At 69.9% G+C, this 18,669-nt stretch carries 20 protein-coding genes; 3 read left to right on the top strand and 17 right to left on the bottom strand.

The genetic code is table 11. The features are described from left to right. Positions 1-83 precede the first annotated feature (83 nt). Both AB7E83_RS05910 and AB7E83_RS05905 read left to right on the top strand, forming a co-directional pair. Complete coding sequence (locus AB7E83_RS05910) at positions 84-920, top strand: TIGR02587 family membrane protein (protein ID WP_428566447.1); 837 nt, start codon at positions 84-86, stop codon at positions 918-920. 11 nt (positions 921-931) lie between these two features. Continuing rightward, complete coding sequence (locus tag AB7E83_RS05905; protein WP_428566444.1) at positions 932-1,372, top strand: hypothetical protein; 441 nt, start codon at positions 932-934, stop codon at positions 1,370-1,372. Between the two features lie 16 nt (positions 1,373-1,388). On the opposite strand, the gene AB7E83_RS05900 is transcribed toward AB7E83_RS05905, so the two are convergent. Genes AB7E83_RS05900 through AB7E83_RS05870 form a run of 7 tightly spaced genes read right to left on the bottom strand, consistent with a single transcriptional unit; the run spans position 1,389 to position 8,814 of the window. Continuing rightward, positions 1,389-2,102: an isochorismatase family protein gene (locus AB7E83_RS05900; protein WP_428566443.1), complete on the bottom strand. Its 714-nt coding sequence runs from the start codon at positions 2,100-2,102 to the stop codon at positions 1,389-1,391. A 4-nt stretch (positions 2,103-2,106) separates the two neighbouring features. Continuing rightward, positions 2,107-3,363: an FAD-dependent oxidoreductase gene (locus AB7E83_RS05895; RefSeq protein ID WP_428566441.1), complete on the bottom strand. Its 1,257-nt coding sequence runs from the start codon at positions 3,361-3,363 to the stop codon at positions 2,107-2,109. After that, the gene (locus tag AB7E83_RS05890) at positions 3,360-3,872 is read right to left on the bottom strand and encodes a (2Fe-2S)-binding protein (RefSeq protein ID WP_428566439.1); all 513 of its coding nucleotides are present in this window, start codon (positions 3,870-3,872) and stop codon (positions 3,360-3,362) included. The genes AB7E83_RS05895 and AB7E83_RS05890 overlap by 4 nt, the downstream gene beginning before the upstream one ends. Further along, positions 3,869-4,732, bottom strand: coding sequence for an FAD binding domain-containing protein (locus AB7E83_RS05885; RefSeq protein ID WP_428566436.1), 864 nt, complete (start codon positions 4,730-4,732; stop codon positions 3,869-3,871). Before AB7E83_RS05885 ends, AB7E83_RS05890 begins: the two co-directional genes overlap by 4 nt. Next, entirely contained in the window at positions 4,732-5,493 is a 762-nt protein-coding gene (locus tag AB7E83_RS05880) for a CoxG family protein (RefSeq protein WP_428566433.1), read from the bottom strand. Before AB7E83_RS05880 ends, AB7E83_RS05885 begins: the two co-directional genes overlap by 1 nt. A gap of 11 nt (positions 5,494-5,504) precedes the next feature. Next, the gene (locus AB7E83_RS05875; protein WP_428566430.1) at positions 5,505-7,811 is read right to left on the bottom strand and encodes a xanthine dehydrogenase family protein molybdopterin-binding subunit; all 2,307 of its coding nucleotides are present in this window, start codon (positions 7,809-7,811) and stop codon (positions 5,505-5,507) included. A gap of 40 nt (positions 7,812-7,851) precedes the next feature. Further along, a complete protein-coding gene (locus AB7E83_RS05870; protein WP_428566427.1) occupies positions 7,852-8,814 on the bottom strand; it encodes a Bug family tripartite tricarboxylate transporter substrate binding protein in 963 nt (320 codons plus the stop codon). Between the two features lie 137 nt (positions 8,815-8,951). Between AB7E83_RS05870 and AB7E83_RS05865 the strand changes: the two genes are divergently transcribed. After that, the gene (locus AB7E83_RS05865; protein ID WP_428566424.1) at positions 8,952-9,704 is read left to right on the top strand and encodes an IclR family transcriptional regulator; all 753 of its coding nucleotides are present in this window, start codon (positions 8,952-8,954) and stop codon (positions 9,702-9,704) included. A gap of 12 nt (positions 9,705-9,716) precedes the next feature. On the opposite strand, the gene AB7E83_RS05860 is transcribed toward AB7E83_RS05865, so the two are convergent. The 10 genes from AB7E83_RS05860 to AB7E83_RS05815 all read right to left on the bottom strand — a co-directional run bounded on the left by AB7E83_RS05860 (position 9,717) and on the right by AB7E83_RS05815 (position 18,664). Beyond that, entirely contained in the window at positions 9,717-10,760 is a 1,044-nt protein-coding gene (locus AB7E83_RS05860; RefSeq protein ID WP_428566421.1) for a 2,5-dihydroxypyridine 5,6-dioxygenase, read from the bottom strand. Further along, positions 10,757-11,581, bottom strand: a complete 825-nt coding sequence (locus tag AB7E83_RS05855) for an alpha/beta fold hydrolase (RefSeq protein ID WP_428566419.1) — start codon at positions 11,579-11,581, stop codon at positions 10,757-10,759. The genes AB7E83_RS05860 and AB7E83_RS05855 overlap by 4 nt, the downstream gene beginning before the upstream one ends. A gap of 81 nt (positions 11,582-11,662) precedes the next feature. Continuing rightward, the gene (locus AB7E83_RS05850; protein WP_428566417.1) at positions 11,663-11,800 is read right to left on the bottom strand and encodes a hypothetical protein; all 138 of its coding nucleotides are present in this window, start codon (positions 11,798-11,800) and stop codon (positions 11,663-11,665) included. A gap of 51 nt (positions 11,801-11,851) precedes the next feature. Continuing rightward, the gene (locus tag AB7E83_RS05845; protein WP_428566414.1) at positions 11,852-12,592 is read right to left on the bottom strand and encodes an aspartate/glutamate racemase family protein; all 741 of its coding nucleotides are present in this window, start codon (positions 12,590-12,592) and stop codon (positions 11,852-11,854) included. Then, positions 12,589-13,497 carry a polysaccharide deacetylase family protein gene (locus AB7E83_RS05840; protein ID WP_428566412.1) on the bottom strand — a complete coding sequence of 303 codons (909 nt, stop codon included), beginning with the start codon at positions 13,495-13,497 and terminating at the stop codon, positions 12,589-12,591. The genes AB7E83_RS05845 and AB7E83_RS05840 overlap by 4 nt, the downstream gene beginning before the upstream one ends. Further along, on the bottom strand, positions 13,494-14,846 hold the full coding sequence (locus tag AB7E83_RS05835; RefSeq protein ID WP_428566409.1) for an amidohydrolase family protein: 1,353 nt from the start codon (positions 14,844-14,846) through the stop codon (positions 13,494-13,496). The genes AB7E83_RS05840 and AB7E83_RS05835 overlap by 4 nt, the downstream gene beginning before the upstream one ends. A gap of 16 nt (positions 14,847-14,862) precedes the next feature. Further along, positions 14,863-15,621 carry an amino acid ABC transporter ATP-binding protein gene (locus AB7E83_RS05830; RefSeq protein ID WP_428566406.1) on the bottom strand — a complete coding sequence of 253 codons (759 nt, stop codon included), beginning with the start codon at positions 15,619-15,621 and terminating at the stop codon, positions 14,863-14,865. A gap of 8 nt (positions 15,622-15,629) precedes the next feature. After that, the gene (locus AB7E83_RS05825) at positions 15,630-16,283 is read right to left on the bottom strand and encodes an amino acid ABC transporter permease (RefSeq protein ID WP_428566403.1); all 654 of its coding nucleotides are present in this window, start codon (positions 16,281-16,283) and stop codon (positions 15,630-15,632) included. Between the two features lie 9 nt (positions 16,284-16,292). After that, a complete protein-coding gene (locus AB7E83_RS05820; RefSeq protein ID WP_428566401.1) occupies positions 16,293-17,123 on the bottom strand; it encodes a transporter substrate-binding domain-containing protein in 831 nt (276 codons plus the stop codon). 38 nt (positions 17,124-17,161) lie between these two features. Beyond that, on the bottom strand, positions 17,162-18,664 hold the full coding sequence (locus AB7E83_RS05815) for an amidohydrolase family protein (protein ID WP_428566399.1): 1,503 nt from the start codon (positions 18,662-18,664) through the stop codon (positions 17,162-17,164). Positions 18,665-18,669: the final 5 nt, after the last annotated feature.

Here is an 18,669-nt window from a genome sequence, read left to right as displayed (position 1 = left end):
GAAGCGGCATCGTAGCGTGCTCGGCCACGGCAAACGGCCGCGTCCTACACGAGCGCCGTCACCGCGGAGCTTCAATCCCATCCATGCAAGCCGCGCTGTACGCCGCCGACGCCAACCGCCAGTTCGGCCGCGGCCTCGCGCGCGCGTTCGCGGGCGCCATCATCTTCGGCCTGCCGATCCTGATGACGATGGAGATGTGGGCGCTCGGCTTCAACGTCGACGACGGAAAGCTCGCACTGCTTCTCGCCCTCTTCTTCCCCGTGCTCGTCGCCCTGTCGTGGCACGCCGGCTTCGAGAAGACCTTCAGCTGGCGCGACGACGTCCTCGATGCGCTCGTGGCCTACGCAGTCGGCTTCGTCGCCTCGGCCGCGATCCTGGCCGTGCTGGGACAACTCGAGGGCGGGATGTCCGCGCGCGAGATCGTCGGCAAGATCGCATTGCAGGCCGTGCCCGCGAGCATCGGCGCGCTGCTCGCGCAATCGATGCTGGGCGACAACCGCGAGGACAGGGAAGTGCGCGGCGGCGTCGCGAGCTACGCCGCCGAACTGTTCGTGATGGGCGCGGGCGCCCTCTTCCTCGCCTTCAACCTCGCGCCGACCGAAGAGATCCTGCTGATCGGCGTTCGCCTGTCGCCGCTGCAGGCCGCAATGCTGATGCTCGCGACGCTCGCGCTCATGCATGCCTTCGTGTACGGCGTTTCGTTCACGGGCCACCACGGCGAGATCGACCGCGGACCGGCCTGGAGCGTCGCGCTGCGATTCACGGTTCCCGGCTACGCGATCGCGCTGCTGCTGTGCGCGTACGTGCTGTGGACGTTCGGCACGCTCGGCGGGATGTCGGCGGCCGAAGGGCTCAACACCATCGCGGTGCTCGGCTTTCCGGCGGGCGTCGGCGCGGCGGCCGCGCGACTGATTCTCTGACGGGGGCGCGCATGGGACGGGATCGCGAACGCAAGGACGACGGCAATGGCGACGGCGATGGGCAGGCCGAAGGCCAGGCGCCGCCGCTCACCGAATGGATCGTTGCCGGCATCGGCCTGCTGCTGGTCGCCTCGTGCATCGCCTTCCTGCTGCTGCACGCGCGCGGCGCGGACGATGCGGTGCCGCAGCCCGTCGCCGCGGTCGACGGCGTGCAGGCCTCGGGCGGCGGATTCGTGGCGCGGGTTTCGGTGAAGAACGACGGCCCGGCGCCTGCTGCGCGCCTGAAGCTGAAGCTCACGGTCGAAGGCGAACCGGGCGCGGAGCCGGAGGAACGCGAGGTCGAGCTGCAGTACCTGCCCGGCGGATCGAAACGCGAAGCCGGCGTCTTCCTCGCGAACGATCCGCGATCGAAGCGGGTGACGGTCGAGATGCTCTCGTACGAACGGCCCTGAGCCTGTCCCAGCCCGCTCAGCGCCTGGGCGCGATCTGCGTCCGCAGCCGCTGCGCCAGTTCGGCGGCCGGCAGCACGTCCGCGTACTTGCTCGCCATGTCGAACAGGTTCACCGCATGCGACACCTGCGAGCGGTCGTACACCGCGTCCTGCGGCACGACGACCTTGAAGTTGAGCGCGCAGGCATCCACCACCGTCGCGCGCACGCAGCCGCTCGTGGTGCAACCCGTCACGATCACCGTATCGACCCCCAGGCCGACGAGGTAGCTCGTGAGCGCGGTTCCGTGGAAGGCGCTGGCCTGGAACTTCGGGATGAGGATATCGCCCGCGCGCGGCGCGACGTCGGCCACGAATTCGTAGCCGCGCCGCGGCACGTCCATCACGCCCGGCACCTTGAGTTCGAACTGCCCCCGGTCGTGCGGCGACTTCGGGGCGACGTGCGGGTACAGCACCGGCGCGCCGAGTTCGCGGAACACGGCGAGCAGCTTCGCGATGTGCGGCACGGCGCGCCAGCCGTATTCGCCGCAGCTCGTGGGCGCGGTCTCGATGGCCTGGGCGATGGGCAGGGGCGATTCGCCCATCGAGCGGTACTGCACGTCGATCACGAGCAGCGCGGGCCAGCGGCCGAGGCCGGTCGGGTGGCCCCAGCCGGCGCGCCGGTAGATCTCGAGCTCTTCCTCGGGAATGATGCCGTCCCACGGACGCGCATCGCGTTCGATCACTGCGGCCATGGCGTCAGATCTCCACCGTCGTCGCGTCGTAGGCGAGCAGCCAGTCGTAGCGCTCGCGCACGGCCTGCGACGACCACTGCTTCTCGATGTAGGGCCACGCGGTCTCGCTCGTCGCGAGCGCCGGGTTGTGGAAGATGGGCAGCATGGCGAGCGAACTCGCCTTCGTGCGGTTCGTGCGTTCGATGCGCGCATTCTCGTAGCGCTTCAGCGCGCCCTCGACGTCCTCGGGCGATTCGGCGAGGCAGCGCGCGAGCACGTAGGCATCTTCCATCGTGACGTTCACGCCCATGCCCAGGTACGGCGTCATCGAGTGGCAGGCATCGCCGACCAGCGTGACGCGGCCTTTCGACCAGGCATCCAGCGGATCGCGCACGAAGAGGCCCCAGCGGAACAGGTTCTCGGAATTGACGAAGAGGTCGAGGATGTCCTGATGCCACCCTTCGAAGTCCTTCAGCGCGTCGGAAAGCTCGCCGCGCTCGGACCACGACTCGGTCTGCCACGTGTCGCTGTCGACCTGCGCGGAGAAACTCACGAACTCCTCGCCATTGCGCTGCACCGGATAGGTCGTCACGTGCGCGGTCGGCCCGATCCAGGTCGAAGCGAGCGGCTTGCGGTGCTGTGGCTTGAGCTTGCTCATGGGCGCGAGGCCGCGCCACGCATTCGCGCCGGTGTAGCGCGCGGGCGCGGGGCCGAAGATCGACTGGCGCACGCGCGAGTGCGCGCCGTCGCAGCCCACCACGACGTCGCCTTCGATCGCGCTGCCGTCCTCGAGCAGCAGCCGCGCCCGGCCGTTCGCGGTTTCGGCGCCGACCGAGCGCACGCCGAAATGCACGGTGCCGGGCTTCAGTGCTTCGACCGCCTCGAACAGCACGCGCTGCAGTTCGGCGCGCAGCACCTGGATGAGCGTGTGGTCGGCCTTGGGCTGCTGCGCCGCCTGCGCGGCCATGGCGGAAGGCGAGGACTTGTCGACGTTGTAGACGGAGCGCTCCTCGCCCGTCTTCCAGAAGCGCACGACACGGTCGAGCGGCGGCAGGTTGATCGCCTCGAGCTGCTGCTTCAGGCCCAGGGCGTCGAGCACGCGGCTGCCGTTCGCCGAGATCCAGAGGCCGGCGCCGACTTCGCGCAGTTCGGGCGACTGTTCGTAGACGTCGACGGCGATGCCCTTCTTCAGCAGGGCCGCCGCAAGCGTGAGGCCGCCCATGCCGGCGCCGGCGATGATGACGTGCGGGCGCGTGCCGGCGGTTCGTTGCGAATCTGTCATGGTGACTCCGATGCGAAGTTTGCGGGGTTGTTCACGAGATCGAGGATCGCCTCGAGGATCTTCACGTAGCCCGTGCAGCGGCAGAGGTTGCCGCGCAGCCAGTGGCGAATCTTTTCTTCCGACGGGTGCGCGTCGTGCGCGAGCAGCGACTTCACCGCGAGGATCATTCCCGGCGTGCAGAAGCCGCACTGCAGCGCGCCGTGCGCAATGAAGGCGCGCTGCACCGGGTCGAGCCTGCCGCCCTGCGCAAGGCCTTCGATGGTGGTGACCTCGCGCTCGTGCACGTCGGCGCAGAGGGTGGTGCAGCTCGACGCGGGCAGGCCGTCGACGAGCACGGTGCAGGCGCCGCAGACCTGCACGTCGCAGGAGCGCTTGGTGCCCTTCAGGCGCAACTGGTCGCGCAACACGTCGATCAGCAGGTCGCGCGGCTGCACCTCGACCTCGGTGGGCGCGCCGTTCACGCGCATGTCCACTCGCAGGAGCGGGACCTCTCGAATGGGATTGCTCATGGCAGGCAGGCCTCCAGCGCGCGTTGCGCAAGCACGGTGACGAGGTGGCGCTTGTAGTCGGCGCCGCCATGCAGGTCGTCGTGGGTGGCGATGGACTGCGCGTCCTCGGCCACGGCCTGCCGCAGCGCGGCCCACACGTCCGCGCGCGGCGCGTCGGGCGCGATCTCGCTCGCGGCCGCTTCCGCGCGCGCCAGGCGCACGGGCGCCGCCGTGAGCGCGCCGGCCCACAGGCTCAGGCGCTGCGGATTGTCGGTGGACCAGACGGCGGCGACGCCGACGGCGGGCCGCTCGGTGTGGCCGAAACATCGGTAGGCGGAGCGCGTGCCCTCGGACTGCGGCGCGACCTCGATCGACACCAGCAGTTCGTCGTCGCGCTTCGCCGTGGCGAATTCGCCGAGGTGGAAGTCGCGCGAGGGCACGTCGCGCTCGCCGTCCACGCCGGCGAGGACGACCCACGCATCGAGCGCGCACAGCATCGTCGGCGCATCGGCATGCGGCTCCGCGAAGCACAGCACGCCGCCGAGCGTGCCCGCCACGCGAACACGGATGTTCGCCACGTGCTCGCTGAGTTCGGCGTAGCCGGGGAGCATCGCACGCACCGTCTCGTCGTTCGCGATGCGGTGATGCGTACACAGCGCGCCGATGGAAAGCGTGCCGTCCGAACGCAAGCGGATGCCGTTCAGCTCGGGCACGCGCTTGATGTCGATGACGTGTTCGTAGCGCAGCACGCGCGCCTTCAGCGCGATGAGCAGCTCGGTGCCGCCCGCGTGGAACGCGGCCGCGTCGCCGAGTTCCGCCTTGAGCGCCAGCGCGGCGGCCAGGCTCTGCGGCCGGTGCAAGGTGAACTGCGCGGGCCGCATCAGTCCCTCCGGCGGTCCAGCCCGGCGGCGACACCGAGCAGCGGCGCGACGAGCCACCACCACGGCGACTGGCCGAAGGCGACGGCGCCGTGCGCGACCGCGATGCCCGTGAGGACGCTGATGCCGACGCGCGGCCAGACCAGGACGAGCTCGATGCGGCCGGGGCGCGATGCGGTCACCGGCAGGGAAGGGGATCGCGCCTGGGCCGTGACGGGCGCTGCCGCGGGCGCCAGCGCGGGCGCCGGTTGCGGCACGGTGGCAGGAGCGACGACGTCCGCTCGCGGCTGAGTCTGCGCGCCCCCCACCCCGGAAAGTTCCGAGCGCAACCTGCGCTCGAACTCCGCGAACAGCTCCTCCGAACGCTTCTTCACGATCGGATAGCCCAGAGATGCGAGCCGACCCGCGACCTGCATGCTCGCGTCGACGCCAAGCCGGCACTGCGCACCGCTCGCGCCACGCAACTCTTCCAGATCGACCTTCAAGCGCACGTCGATCGTCGTGCCCGTGAACCGGTCGGCGCCCGCCGCGACGAGCACCACCTGCTGCTCGACCTCGTGCGACTCGACGACGATGCGCGTGGGTACTTCGAGCTTGAACGGGCCGATCTTCTGTTTCATCACCGCCGAGAATTCCTTCAGCGGCTCGACCTCCACGACGTTCTCGCACCCCGGAATCAGCGTCGCCACGCGCTGCACGTCGAAGAAGATGGCCCAGAGCTGCGCCGCGGTCGCCGGCAGGACGGCGTCGATTCGGAAGTCCATGAATGTCCTTGTCAGTCGTTGCGGCCGGCTTGCTTCGCGGCCTGGAGCGCCCGCCACACGCGCTCGGGCGTCAGCGGGAGGTCCTTGATGCGGATGCCCCAGCCCTGGTACAACGCGTTCGCGACCGCGGGCGCCACGGGCAGGATCGCGCCCTCGCCGCCGCCGCGCGCGCCGAAGGGGCCCGGTCCGTCGCCGCTTTCGATGAGCGAGGTTCCCACATGCAGCGGCACGTCCTCGATGTTGGGCACCTTGTAGTCGAACAGCGTGCCGTTCACCACCTGCCCATCCTCGTACACGTACTCCTCCGACAGCGTGTGCCCCAGGCCCATCACCATCGCGCCTTCGTCCTGCCCCTCGGCGGCCTTGCGGTTGATCACGTGGCCGAGGTCGGCCGCGCCGCCGACGCGCAGGACGCGGATCGCGCCGGTGCCTTCGTCGAGCGCGATCTCGCAGGCGTTCGAGCCGGTCTCCCAGAACAGGGGCGCGAGCTTGAACGCGCCGTTCTTCGTGTTGGCGTTCACGCGTCCCACCCCGAGGAACTCGCCCGCCGCCATGCCGTTGAATCGGCGAAGGAGTTCGATGAACGCGATCGATCCGCTGGGTCCTTCGATGCGCCCTTCTTCGATCCGATAGTCGCCGGGCGCGCCGCCGAGCACGTCCGCCGCGGTCTCCGTCACCTGCCGCACCACGTCCTCGCAGGCCAGCTGAACGGCCAGCCCGACGATCACCGTGGAGCGGCTCGCGCCGGTGCCCCAGTCGTAGGGCGCCTGCAAGGTGTCGGGCTCCGCGACCGCGATCATGCGCAGCGGCTGCCGCAGCACCTTGTTCGCGACGATGCGCAGCACGCCGCGGCTGCCCTGCCCGATCTCCACCGTGTTGGCCGATACGTTGACCGAGCCGTCCGCGCGCAGCCGCACGATGGCGCCGCCCACGGGCACGATGCCGGGGTCGCTCGCGCCGACCGCGACGCCGCGCCCGCGCTTGCCGGCACGCGCCACCTCGGGCAGGCCGTCGAGCGCGCGAATCGCTTCGCGCAGCGACCGGCGCATGTCCACGTCGAGCGGCCGCAGGTCCGGCTTGATGGTCTGCCCCACCTGCGCCATGTTGAGCAGGCGGAACTCGACCGGGTCGCGGCCGAGCGCGGCGGCCATGATGTCCATCTGCGATTCGGTCGCCCACACGGCCTGCGGTCCGCCGATGGAGCGGAAGGCCGCGCCCGGCACCGTGTTCGTGTAGGTCCCGACGGCTTCGAGTCGCAGGTTGGCGATGTGATACGGACCGATCGCGCGGATCGCGGCCTTCACCGCGATCGACGGGCCGGTGTCCGCATAGGCGCCGCCATTGAGCACCGCACGCACGTCCTTCGCCACGATGCGGCCCTCGGCGTTCACGGCGGTCTTGAGCGTGATCTCCGCATCGAGCCGGCGGCAGGTCAGCATCGATTCCGCGATCGAGAGGCACACGCGCACGGGCGCGCGCGCCTTCCACGACAGCGCCGCCACCAGCGGATCGATCTTCACCGAGGCCTTGCCGCCGAAGCCGCCGCCCACGTAGGGCGAATGCACGCGCACGCAGGCGAGCGGCACGCCGAGGATCTCCGAACACACGCGCTGGATCGCCGTGGGCGTCTGTCCGCCGCTCCAGATTTCCAGCGAGCCCGGCTTCCAGTGCGCGACGCAGACGTGCGGCTCCATCGCGTAGTGGAACACCATGGGAAAGGTGAACGTGTCCTCGAACACGCGCACGGCGCCGCTTTCGAAGGCCGCGGCCACGTCGCCGCTCTCGTAGTTCCACTGCTGGAAGCGATTGGTGCCGGTCACCGGCGCGCATTCGCCGCGGAAGTAGAAGTCCTTCAGCGTCTCCATGTCGTCATGGACGAGCGGGGCGTCCGCCGCGAGCGCTTCCTTCGCCGTCGTCACGTGGGGCAGCGGCTCATAGTCGACCGCGATCGCATCGAGTGCCTCGATGGCCGTGGCTTCGTCGACCGCGGCCACCGCCGCGACCGGGTCGCCGACGTAGCGGACCTTGCCCTGCGCGATGACGGGCCGGTCGCGCAGCGACAGGCCCCAGCGCACCGAGGAGCCGGGCAGGTTCGCGAGGTCGTCGCCAGTCAGCACCGCGACCACGCCCGGCATCGCCAGCGCCGCGCTCGCGTCGATGCCGCGGATGCGCGCGTGCGGCACCGTGCTGCGCAGCACCTTGCCGTGCAGCATGCCCGGCACTTCCACGTCGCTCGCGAAGGTCGCCGTGCCCGTCACCTTCTGCAGGTAATCGGCGCGCGGCTCCTGGTTCGGCGGCGGATGCGGGGGCGAATGCATGGTCGAGGTCTCGCGTCGAGGTCGTGCGGCGCGTGGGGAATCAGTCTTCGAGCACGATCTTCGAGCGCGCGATCACGTCGCGCCACATCGCCGTCTCCGCGGCCTGGCGGCGCGCCACTTCTTCCGGCGTGCTGGCGGTCGGTTCGACGCCGACCGCGGCGAGCCGCTCGCGCACTTCGGGCGAGTTCATCGTCTTCGCGACCTGCGGCACCACGCGGTTGAGCACGGGCTTGGGCATGCCGGCGGGCGCGTAGAGCGCGAACCACGTGACCGCCTCGAAGCCGGGCAGCACCGTCTCGGCGAGCGTCGGCACGTTGGGCATGGCCTGCGCGCGCTTGGCCGTCGTCACCGCGAGCGCCTTCAGCTTGCCCGACTTGATGTGCGTGAGCACGGCGGGGCCTTGCTCGATGGCCATCACCGTGCGGCCGGCGATGAGGTCGATCACCATGGGGCCGCTGCCCTTGTACTGCACCGGGAACAGGTCGACGCCCGCGCGCTGCTTGAAGAGCTCCATGAACACGTGCTGCGACGTGCCCTTGCCGGCCGACGCGTAGCCAAACTTGCCGGGGTTGGCCTTGAGGTAGGCCACGAGGTCCTGGATCGTGTTGACCGGCAGCGACTCCGGCACGACGACGTACGAGGGATTGAAGCCGAGCAGCGACACCGGCTCGATGTTCTTGTAGATGTCCTTCATGCGGTCGCTCAAGAGCGGCAGCACCGAGAACATGGACGAGGCGCCGATCAGGAAGGTGTGGCCGTCCGCGGGACGCTTGGACGCGTAGTCCGCGCCGATCATGCCGGACGCGCCCGCGCGGTTGTCCACCACGGCCGACTGGCCCATCTCCGCCAGGCCATTGGCCAGCGAGCGCGCGTACAGGTCGGTCGCGCCGCCCGGAGGATAGGGCGCGACGATCGTGATCGGGCCGCTCGGATAGGTCTGTGCATGGGCCGCGCCGGCGAGGCAGAAGGCGGACAGCAGCAGCAAGTTCTTCCAGAAACGCATGGCGATGGGACTCCTGTGAGGGGTGGGCTGGCGATTCAAATCTTCACGTCCTCGAATAGAGTTCCGTGTAGAAGAACTGCATTCTGTCTGACAGTACGCTACAATGTCAAGCAGATTTTGCGAGACCGAGCCCCTTCATGCCCGCCGAGACCGACACAGAACAGAAAAGCGGCGGCGTCGCGGCCGTGCAGCGCGCCTTCGCGATCCTCCACGCGTTTCGTGCGGGCGACACCTCGCTCACGCTCAACGAGCTGTCGCTGCGCACCGGCATGTACAAGAGCACCATCTTGCGGCTCATCGCGACGCTGGTGCAGGAGCATTGCCTCGTGCGGCTCGACGACGGCAGCTACCAGCTCGGCTCGATGCTGCTGCACTGGGGCGGGCTCTACCAGACGGCGCTGCGGCTCGACGACCACGTGCCCGCGATCCTGCGCCGGCTCGTTCAGGAAACCGAGGAGGGCGCGTCCTTCTTCACGCGCGAGGGCAACCTGCGCGTGTGCCTGTTCCGCATCGACTCGCCGCGATCCATCCGCGACCACATCCGCACCGGCGACCTGCTGCCGCTCGATCGCGGCGCGGCCGGCCGCGTGCTGGCGAGCTTCGACCAGACGCTCACGCCGCCCGAGAGTTTTCCCGCGCAGCCCTACATCGTGACGGTGGGCGAGCGCGAGGCGGACATCGCCGCCATCGCGGCGCCGGTGTTCGGCACGCAAGGCAGCCTGCGCGGCGCGCTCGCGATCTCGGGTCCGGCCGCGCGCTTTTCCGCTGAGCTGATTCCCTCGATGTCGCAAGCACTGCTGCGCGCCGCGGCCGACCTCACACGACGGCTCGGCGGCGATGCCTCGCCGCTGGAACGGCCCGAGCCGCCGGGCGCCTCGTTCGCGTCCTGATCGCCGGCGCGCTCAGGCGTGGCGCTCCACCCGCATCTGCGGGTGGACGACCTCGCCCTCGCGAAGGATCTGAAGGTCGTCCAGCCACAGGTTGCAGCGTCGCATCGGCAGGTCGAGGTGGCACGCCGTGTCGTTCGTGCCGCCGAGTTCGAGGTTGGGGCCGAGCGAGAAGAGCACGTTGCCGTAGAAGGCGAGCGCATTCATCACGTGCTCGCTGGGCAACTGGCGCGACACGGAGAACTGGTACCAGCGCGCCTTCTCGTTGAGGCCCCAGCCGATGTGCGAGATCGCGTAGGCGCGCGGGTCGTGGAAGCTCTCGATGTAGCTGCGAATGAGCTGCGCGTCCATGCCCGCGCCTTCGATGGCGACGACCATGCCCTTCTCGACGCGCAGGGTCACGGGCGTCTGCACGTACTGCTTGAAGGCGCAGAGGATGTCGCCGGGCTGCAGCACCACGGTGCCGTCGATCTCGCCGTCGTTGCCCTGCGTGAACGAGAAGCCGGAGGGGAAGTGGTCCCAGCGGCCCGGCTCGTTCGTGTAGCCGTATTCCGAGATGACGGGGTACTGCCCGAGCTTGTAGACGATGTCGGTGCCTGCATCGGACGTGAAGCGCAGCTGCTTCGCGTTCTCGAGCAGGCCCTTGGCGAACTCCACGCGCCGCGCGAGGTCCTCGGTCGGGAACATCTGCTTGAGGACGTGGAAGGGCTCCATCACACGCAGGATGCGCACGCCCGCCGCCTGGATCTCGGCCTGCTCGCGCGAGAACAGCAGGCCCACCATGTCGATCACCAGGCCCGCGGCCTTGAGCGTCTGCATCGCGAGCGCATTGCCCACGAGCGGATGGCGACCCTGCACGCCGACGGCATTGCGCTGGCCGCGCCGCACGTTGAGGTTGAAGGTCGTCGCGCCGAGGTTGCCCGCGGCGGCCATGAACGCGTGCGCGTTCTCCGCCCATTCGTCGTCGGCGGTGAGCACCACCACGGTCTCGCCCGGCTTCACGCCGCAGAGCACGAGCTCGCGGGTGAACAGGTCCAGCATCTCGGCATCGACTTTCACGGGGCGTTCCTTGGAGCGTTGGGTTGGCGGCGGAGGCATTCGTCGAGCACGCGGGCGAACGTGTCGAAGTCCTCGGCCTGCATCTGGTGGCCCACGCCCGGCACGCGCACGGCGTGCAGGTCGGTGCGCAGGGTCCGCATCTCGGCGATGTCTTCGTCGGAGATCACGCCGCCCTCGCCTGCCGCGATCAGCGACACGGGCGCGGTCGTGCGTGCAAGATCGGCGAACAGGTCGTCCGCATGGAAGCCGTCGTACGCGACGTGGACGGCGCGCTCGTCGCAGGTCGAGAGCCACTCGGCCCGCAATTGCTGCAGCGGCTCGGGCCAGGGTTTGGCGGGGCTCGCCATGATCGCGGCCATCGCCTCGCCGCGGGTTGCGGCGTACAGCAACGACAGCGTGCGCGCTTTCGGGATCGGATACGGGCGGCGGCCGGGGCCGCTCGTGGGCGGATCGACGAGAACGAGCGAGCCGAATGCGTCGGGCGACCGCGCCGCCGCATGCACCGCGATGCGCGCGCCCATCGAGTGGCCGATGACAGTGGGCCGGACAAGTCCGAGCGCACCGACGAACTCCAGGAGGTCGCGAGCGCATGCCGCCGAACCGTAGTCGAGTTGCGGACCCGCCTCGGACAAGCCGCGGCCCCGCACGTCGAGCACGTAGCACGCGAAATTCGCCGCCAGCCGTCGGGCGACGTGCTGCCACAGGATCGCCGGACTCACGATCCCGGGCACGATGACGAGGCCCGGCCCGCCGTCGCCGAAGCGCAGGTAGTGCTGCCGGATGCCGTTGACCCGCACGTGGGCTCCCTGTTCAAGGGTCAAGTCGCGCTCCTCCAGGACGTTGAACGATCTTGTTCTATTCTGCAGAACACGATTCTATTCTAATGCGCACTGCCGGAATTCTCAACTGAGGCGCGAATCGACGGCGGCCAGCGGCGGTGGCAACTCCTGTGCGCCAAGGCGAGCCAGCACGCTCCGCACCTCCCAGTAGCGGTCGTCGGCGACGTTGTTGCGGAAGCCGAGGAAGACCGCGAGGATCATGGCGAATATTGTGGGGGCAGCCGGCGGTCGAGCCGACCGGGCGCGCCGCCGCTACCGTTGCATGAACAGCGCCTGCAGTTCCGCGCTCACGCCGTTCACCGCGCGCCCTCCCGTGCCGCTGACGCTGCCGGTTCGTGCGCGCGGCGGGCGAAGCGTCGCGAGCATCTCCGCGAAGCCGACGGCGCAGGCCACGCCATCGAGGAGGGGCACGGGCACGTCGGGCTGCAGGCGATGGGCCATGGCCGCCATCGCGGCGCCTGCCAGCACCACGGCCTCGGCGCCGCCCTCCACGAGGCCGAGCACGGCCGCGCGCACTTCGGCCAGCACGAACTCCGGATCGGTGAAGCTCTGCTGCGGTGTCACGTCCACCGCGTTCACCGCGCTCAACCGCGACGACAGCCCGCAGCCCGCGACCAGTTCCTGGTAGACCGGCACCAGCCGCTTTCCGTACGTCAGCACGGCGAAGCGCGGCGCGAGCAGCGCCGCGGTGTGCAGCGCCGCCTCGGTCATGGCGACCACGGGGATCGGCAGCAGCTCGCGGCAGGCCCAGGCGGCGGTGTCCAGGGAGACGGCCAGCACCACGGCGTCGCAGCCGGCCGCATGCCGCGCGACGAGTTCCAGCACGCCATGCGTCGCCAGCGCATTCTCGGCGCGCGAACCGATGATCTCCGGTCCGAAGGTCCCGGTCACGGCCTCGAACGCCGTCCCCTCGCGCGCCGCGGCCTGCGCGGTCCGCAGCACGAGATCGGTGACGGCTTGCGTCGTGTTCGGATTGACAAGCAGGATCTTCATGGCGCGGCGTGTCGAGGCGGCGGACACGCCGCGATGAAGTGCCGCGCGATCTGCTCGCGCGTGGCGATCCACACCCCCTCGGCGCGCCGCATGTGGTCGACCAGCTTCTTCAGCCCGCCGATGCGCCCGGGCCGGCCGATGATGCGCGTGTGCAGGCCGATCGACATCATCTTCGGCGCGTGCCTGGCTTCCGCGCGCAGCGCCTCGAACGCATCGATCGCATAGTCCGCGAAGTCGTCGCCGCGCACGTACGCGAAATTGTCGAAGAAGCGCATGTCGTTGGTGTCGAAGGCGTAGGGCACGACGAGATGCGCGCGTTCGCCGACCTTCCGCCAATACGGCAGGTCGTCGTTGTACGCGTCGCTGTCGTAGAGGAAGCCGCCCTGCTCCACGAGCAGCCGGCGCGTGTTCGCGGACGCCGACGACTTGGTGTGCCAGCCCACGGGCGGCTTGCCCGTCAGGCGCGCGATGGTCTCGACGCAGCGCGCGATCAAGGCCCGCTCGCGCGCCTCGTCCATGCCCGCGTGCGACTCCCAGCGCCAGCCGTGGCAGCACACCTCGAAGGCCTGTTGGACGGCATCGCGCGCGATCCAGGGCGTTGCCTCCAGCGCCCGCGCGCACGCGTTGAGCGTGAGCGGAATGCCGGCCTCCATGAGCAGGCGCGTGATCCGCCAGTAGCCCACGCGCGCGCCGTACTCGAACTGGCTCTCCATGCACAGGTCGGGCGCGCCGACGACTTCGTGGTTCACCTCGTGGCGGGACTCGTTGCGCTCGTCGCCGGACGACAGCGACAGCTCGGCGCCCTCCTCCACGTTGAGCACGAAGGACACGGCGAGCCCCGTGTCGCCGGGCCAGCGGAACGCCGGATAGTTCCAGCGGTAGCCTTCGAGATCGCGCGCCGTCACTGCACGCTCTCCCGCGCGCGGGACCAGAGCGCGCGGCTCGCCGCGTTCGCATCCGCGAGGATGCGGTCGAGGTCCGCGCGCACCGGCCGCCCGCTCTCGACGACCTGCTCGCCATCGACGAACACGTGCTCGACGTCGCGGCCCTGCGCGACGTGGACGAGGTTGCCCAGCGCGTTTTCGCAGGGCACGAGGTGCGGGCGGCGGAAATCGAACACGACGATGTCCGCCTGCTTGCCGACTTCGAGCGAACCGATCCGATCGTCAAGTCCCATCGCGCGCGCGCCGTCGATCGTCGCCATGCGCAGCACGTCGGCCGGCTGCCAGTCGCTGCCCACGCGGCCTTCCTGGATGCGTCCCACCGCCAGCGCCCAGCGCATCGCCTCCACGATGTCGGCATGCATGTTGTCCGTGCCGAGCGCGAGGTTCGCGCCGGCGCGCCGCAGGGCCGCGGTCGGCGCGATGGTCGCGCCGGTGGCGTTGCCCTTGGGCACGTGCGCGACGTGGATGCCGGCGCTGCCGCAGCGCGCGATGTCGACCTTGTCCATATGGATGCAGTGCGCGGCGATGAGGCGGTCGTTCAGCAGCCCCACGTCCTCCAGCAGCTGCGCCGGCGTGCGGCCGCTGCGGCGCTGCACCTGCTCGACTTCCGTGCGGCTTTGCGCCAGGTGCGTGGCGACGCGCAGGTCGAGCGCGCGCGCGGTCTCGCCGATGCGTTGCAGGAGCGCGTCCGAGCAGGTATCGGGCGCGTGCGCGGCGAGCTGCACGCCGCAGCGCCCGTTCATCTTGCCGTGCCAGCGTTCCGCGAGCGCCACCGCTTCGCCGAGCGTCGCATCGCCGAAGTCGTCACGATGCTCCCAGCGCCCGTCGCCCACGAGCGAGAAATCCGCGTCGTGGATGCGCCCGCAACTGTAGACGCGCCCACCGAGCGCCGCCATCTCCGGCATCGTGATGTCGGCGTGGACGTACGTGTCGTTGATGAGCGTCGAGCCGAAGAGCAGCGCCTCCACGGTGCCGAGCCGCCCGAGCGCGACGGCCTCCTCGGGCGTCACATCGTGGCCGTGCGGAATGCCCGGGGTGTACGCGGGCGCGAAGCCGAGGTCTTCGGCGACGCCGCGCACCATGGTCAGGATCGCGTGCGTGTGGACATTCACGAAGCCGGGACAGGCCACGCGGCCGGGCAGGTGCAACGTGCGCAGCGCGGGACGCGGCGGCGGTTCGCCGCCGACGAACGCGATGCGTCCGCCGTCGATGCCGAGGACGGCGTCGTGCAGCACCGACATCGCGTCGTCGACGGTGACGACGGTCAAGCCGGTGAGGAGCAGGTCGAAGGGTTGGGTGGTGTCGGTCATGGATTCGGATGTCGCGTCAGGCATGCAGATGGCCCAGGAACCGGCGGGTGCGCTCCTGCGTCGGCGCGCCGAAGATCTGCTCGGGCGGGCCCTGCTCGACCACCTGGCCCTCGTCGACGAACACGACGCGGTCGGCGGCCTCGCGCGCGAAGCGCATCTCGTGCGTGACGGCGACGAGCGTCATGCCGCCGCGTGCCAGCTCGGCCATCACGTCGACGACCTCCGTCACGAGTTCGGGATCGAGCGCGGACGTGGGCTCGTCGAAGAGGATCAGCTCCGGCTGCATGGCCAGCGCGCGCGCGATCGCGACGCGCTGCTGCTGCCCGCCCGAGAGCTGGCTCGGCCGCTTGTCGACGTGCGAGGCGAGGTGGACGCGATCCAGCTCCTTCAGCGCGCGTTCGCGCGCGGCATCGCGCGTGAGGCCGAGCACCATGCGCGGCCCGAGGGCGACGTTGTCGAGCGCGGACAGGTGCGCGAACAGGTTGAAGCGCTGGAATACGAAGCCGATGCGCGCGCGCTGGCTCGCCACGGCGGACTCGGGCAGCGCGCGGCCGGCGTGGTCGAAGCCGATGCGCTGGCCGCGCAGCAGCACCTGCCCGTCGTCGGGCACTTCGAGCCAGTTCAGGCAGCGCAGCAGCGTCGTCTTGCCCGAGCCCGACGGGCCGATGATGACGACGGTCTCGCCTTCGTCGACGTGCAGCGATGCGTCGTGCAGCACCTGGCGCGTGCCGAAGGTCTTGGCGATGCGCTCGGCGCGCAGGAGGGGAAGTGTCATTCGGATCGTCACCAGACCGGAAGACGGCGCTCGAGCCAGCGCGAGAACCACGCGAGCACCGAGACCGTGACGTAGTAATACAGGGCGATCAGCAGGAAGATCTCGAACGGCGCGAAGTGCACGGCGATGATCGCCTGCCCCGCCCGCGTGAGCTCGTACACCGAGATCACCGACAGCAGCGCCGAGCCCTTCACGAGCGTGATCAGCTCGTTGGTCGCTGGCGGAATCACCGAGCGCAGCGACTGCGGCAGCAGCACGTGGATCAGGATCTGCGAGTGCCGCATGCCGATGGAACGCGCGGCCTCGGTCTGCCCCTTCTCCACCGCACCGACGCCCGCACGGACGATCTCCGCGATGAACCCCGCGGCGTTCAGTCCGAGCGCGAGCACACCGGCCCAGAACTCGGGCAGGTTGATGCCGATCACCGGCAGCGCGAAGTACACCAGGAAGATCTGGATCAGGAGCGGCGTGCCGCGCACGAAGTCGACGTACGCGCGCACGCCCCAGCGCAGCACCGCGATGCGCGACATCGACAGCAGCCCGAGAGCGCCGCCGAGGACGAGCCCCAGCAGCATGGCGAGCGAGCAGATCTTGAGGGTGGTGACGAGGCCCGTTCCCAGCAAAGGGAGCGCCTTCTGCACCAGCGTCCAGTCGAAAACCATCGTCGTCGCTCAGGCGAAGCTGGGGATCTTGTCGGCGAGGTTCATGCGGAAGCCGAACCACTTCTCCTGCAGCCGGTAGATGCTGCCGTCGGCCTTGAGCTTCGCGATCTCGGCATTGAGGAAGGCCACGATCTCGGTGTCTTCCTTGCGCGCGGCGATGCCCGCCCAGTTGTCGGCGCCGAGGCCCTTGACGATGGCGTAGCGGCCCGGCGCATCCTTCAGCACCATGGCGAGCGTGGCCAGCGTGTTGAGCACCCCGTCGACGCGGCCCTGCGCGAGCGCGACGTACGCGGCCGGGTGGTCGTCGAAGGTGCGAAGTTCCTTGAAGCCGGCGCCGCCGCCGCTCTTGAGGCCCGCATTGATCTTCTCCTGCAGGATCTGGCCCGGCGAGCCGAGCTTCACGGCGAGCACGCGGCCGTTGAGGTCGTTCGCCGACTTGATCTTGTCCGCGTCGGCCGCGCGCACGAGCATCGACTGAGAGGCCTCGGCATAGGGAACGCTGAAGGCCACGCGTTCGAGGCGCTCCTTCGTGTAGCTCATGGAGCTCATCACCACGTCGAACTTCTTCGCATAGAGCGACGGGATGACGCCGGCCCAGGCGGTGTCGATGAAGTTCGGCTTCACGCCGAGCGACTTGCAGATCAGCTCGGCCAGCTCGACGTCGTAGCCGACGATCTTGCCGTCCTGCCGGAAGGTGAAGGGCACGTAGGCGGCTTCGCAGCCGATGCGAAGTTCGCCGCTGCTGCGGATCTGCGCGAGGGTGGTAGCGGCCTGGGCGTGCGCGAACGGTGCGAGCAACGCGCTGCCGGCGGCGATGAAGTGGCGGCGGGAAAGGGTCATGGCGTACTCCTGGGGTGTGAATTGGCGAAAGGGATGGGTCAGGCCGGCAAGCGCGCGGGAAAGGTGTCGCCCGGAATCGGGGTGGCGAGCCCGCGCCGCCAGATGCGTTCGACGGCTTCGAGCACGGGTGCGACCGAGGCTTCGGCTTCGATGTAGCGGTCGGCGAGCGTGCGGTACTCGGTCTCGATCTCCGACAGGATCGCGGCTTCGTCGATGCGCGTGAGGCGGCCTTGCCGCAGCACGGGCTCGCCGTCGACCATGACGAAGCCGATGCCCGCGCCGCGTTCGGCGTAGACCAGTTGCCGCACGGGGTCTGTAAGCGGCGTGAAGGTGACGCTGTCGGTGCGATAGGCGACGAGGTCGGCGCGCGCGCCCACCTGCACGCTGCCGAGGCTGTCGCCGTAGCCGAGCGCGCGGCTGCCGCCGACCGTGCCCGCATGCAGCGTCTCGCGTGCCGAGAGCCACCGGCCCGGCTCGTCGCCGCGCAGCTTGGCGACGGCGGCGGCGCTGCCCATCACCTGGAGCATGTTCGTGGTGACCGTGGAGCACGAACCGTCGGAGCCGAGGCTCACGTTCACACCCGCGTCGAGCAGCTCGCGCACGGGCTGCACGCCCGAGCCGAGCATGAGGTTGCTCCACGGGTTGTGCTGCGCGGTCGCGCCGCTCTCGGCGAGCGCCGCGATCTCGCGCGGATTGAGCCAGACGGCGTGGATCAGGCTCGTGGCCGGCTTGAGGAAGCCGACCTCGGCGAGATACTCCACCATCGGCTTGCCGAAGAACAGCTGGCCCGTGACCACCTGCAGGCGCGTCTCGTGCACGTGGCTGATGACGGGCAGCGCCAGGTCGTCCGCGAGCGCGCGCACCTGCAGCAGGAACTCGCGCGTCGCGCGCTGCGGCGCGGAAATCGACGCGAGGATGCCGACGCGGCGCTCCTGCGGATGGCGGGTGGGGGCGAGACGCCGCATCAGCGCGATCTGCTCGGCCCCGGCCGGCCGCGGCGCGTTGCGCAGCTCGTCGGCCAGGCCCTGCGGGAACAGCTCCGCGACGAAGGGAAAGTTGTCGACGATGGGCTTGTCCATCATCGCGAAGCCGAGCAGCGCGCGCACGCCGAGGTCGTCGTAGGCCTGCAGCACGGCGTCGATGCGTTCGTCGTCGACGGCGCCGCCGAGCGCCATGTCGTCGACCAGCGTCGTGCAGCCGGTGCGCAGCGACTCGATGCCGCCGATCAGCGTGCGCAGGTAGACCTGCCGCGGCGTGAGCGGCACGGGGATGCGGGTGCGCACGAGGTGCATCCACAGCTCCAGCGGCAGGTTCTCGGTGCGACCGCGCTGGAAGTGCTCGTGCGAATGCTGGTGGCCGTTGACCAGGCCGGGCGCGAGCAGGTGCTTCGACAGGTCGATCACAATCGGCGCCTGCAGGCTGCCGGCGGGCGCGATGGCGGCGATGCGGCCGGCCTCGACGAGCACGTCGAGCGGCTCGGGCCGGAACCGGTGATCGGGGCCGAGCAGCGCGCTGCAGCCGCGAAGGACGATGGCACTCATCGTGC

Source organism: Ramlibacter sp. (assembly GCF_050250995.1).
Taxonomy (GTDB): domain Bacteria; phylum Pseudomonadota; class Gammaproteobacteria; order Burkholderiales; family Burkholderiaceae_C; genus Ramlibacter.
The sequence above is the reverse complement of the archived record's forward strand: the minus strand, read 5'-3'. Positions and strand labels throughout refer to the sequence as shown.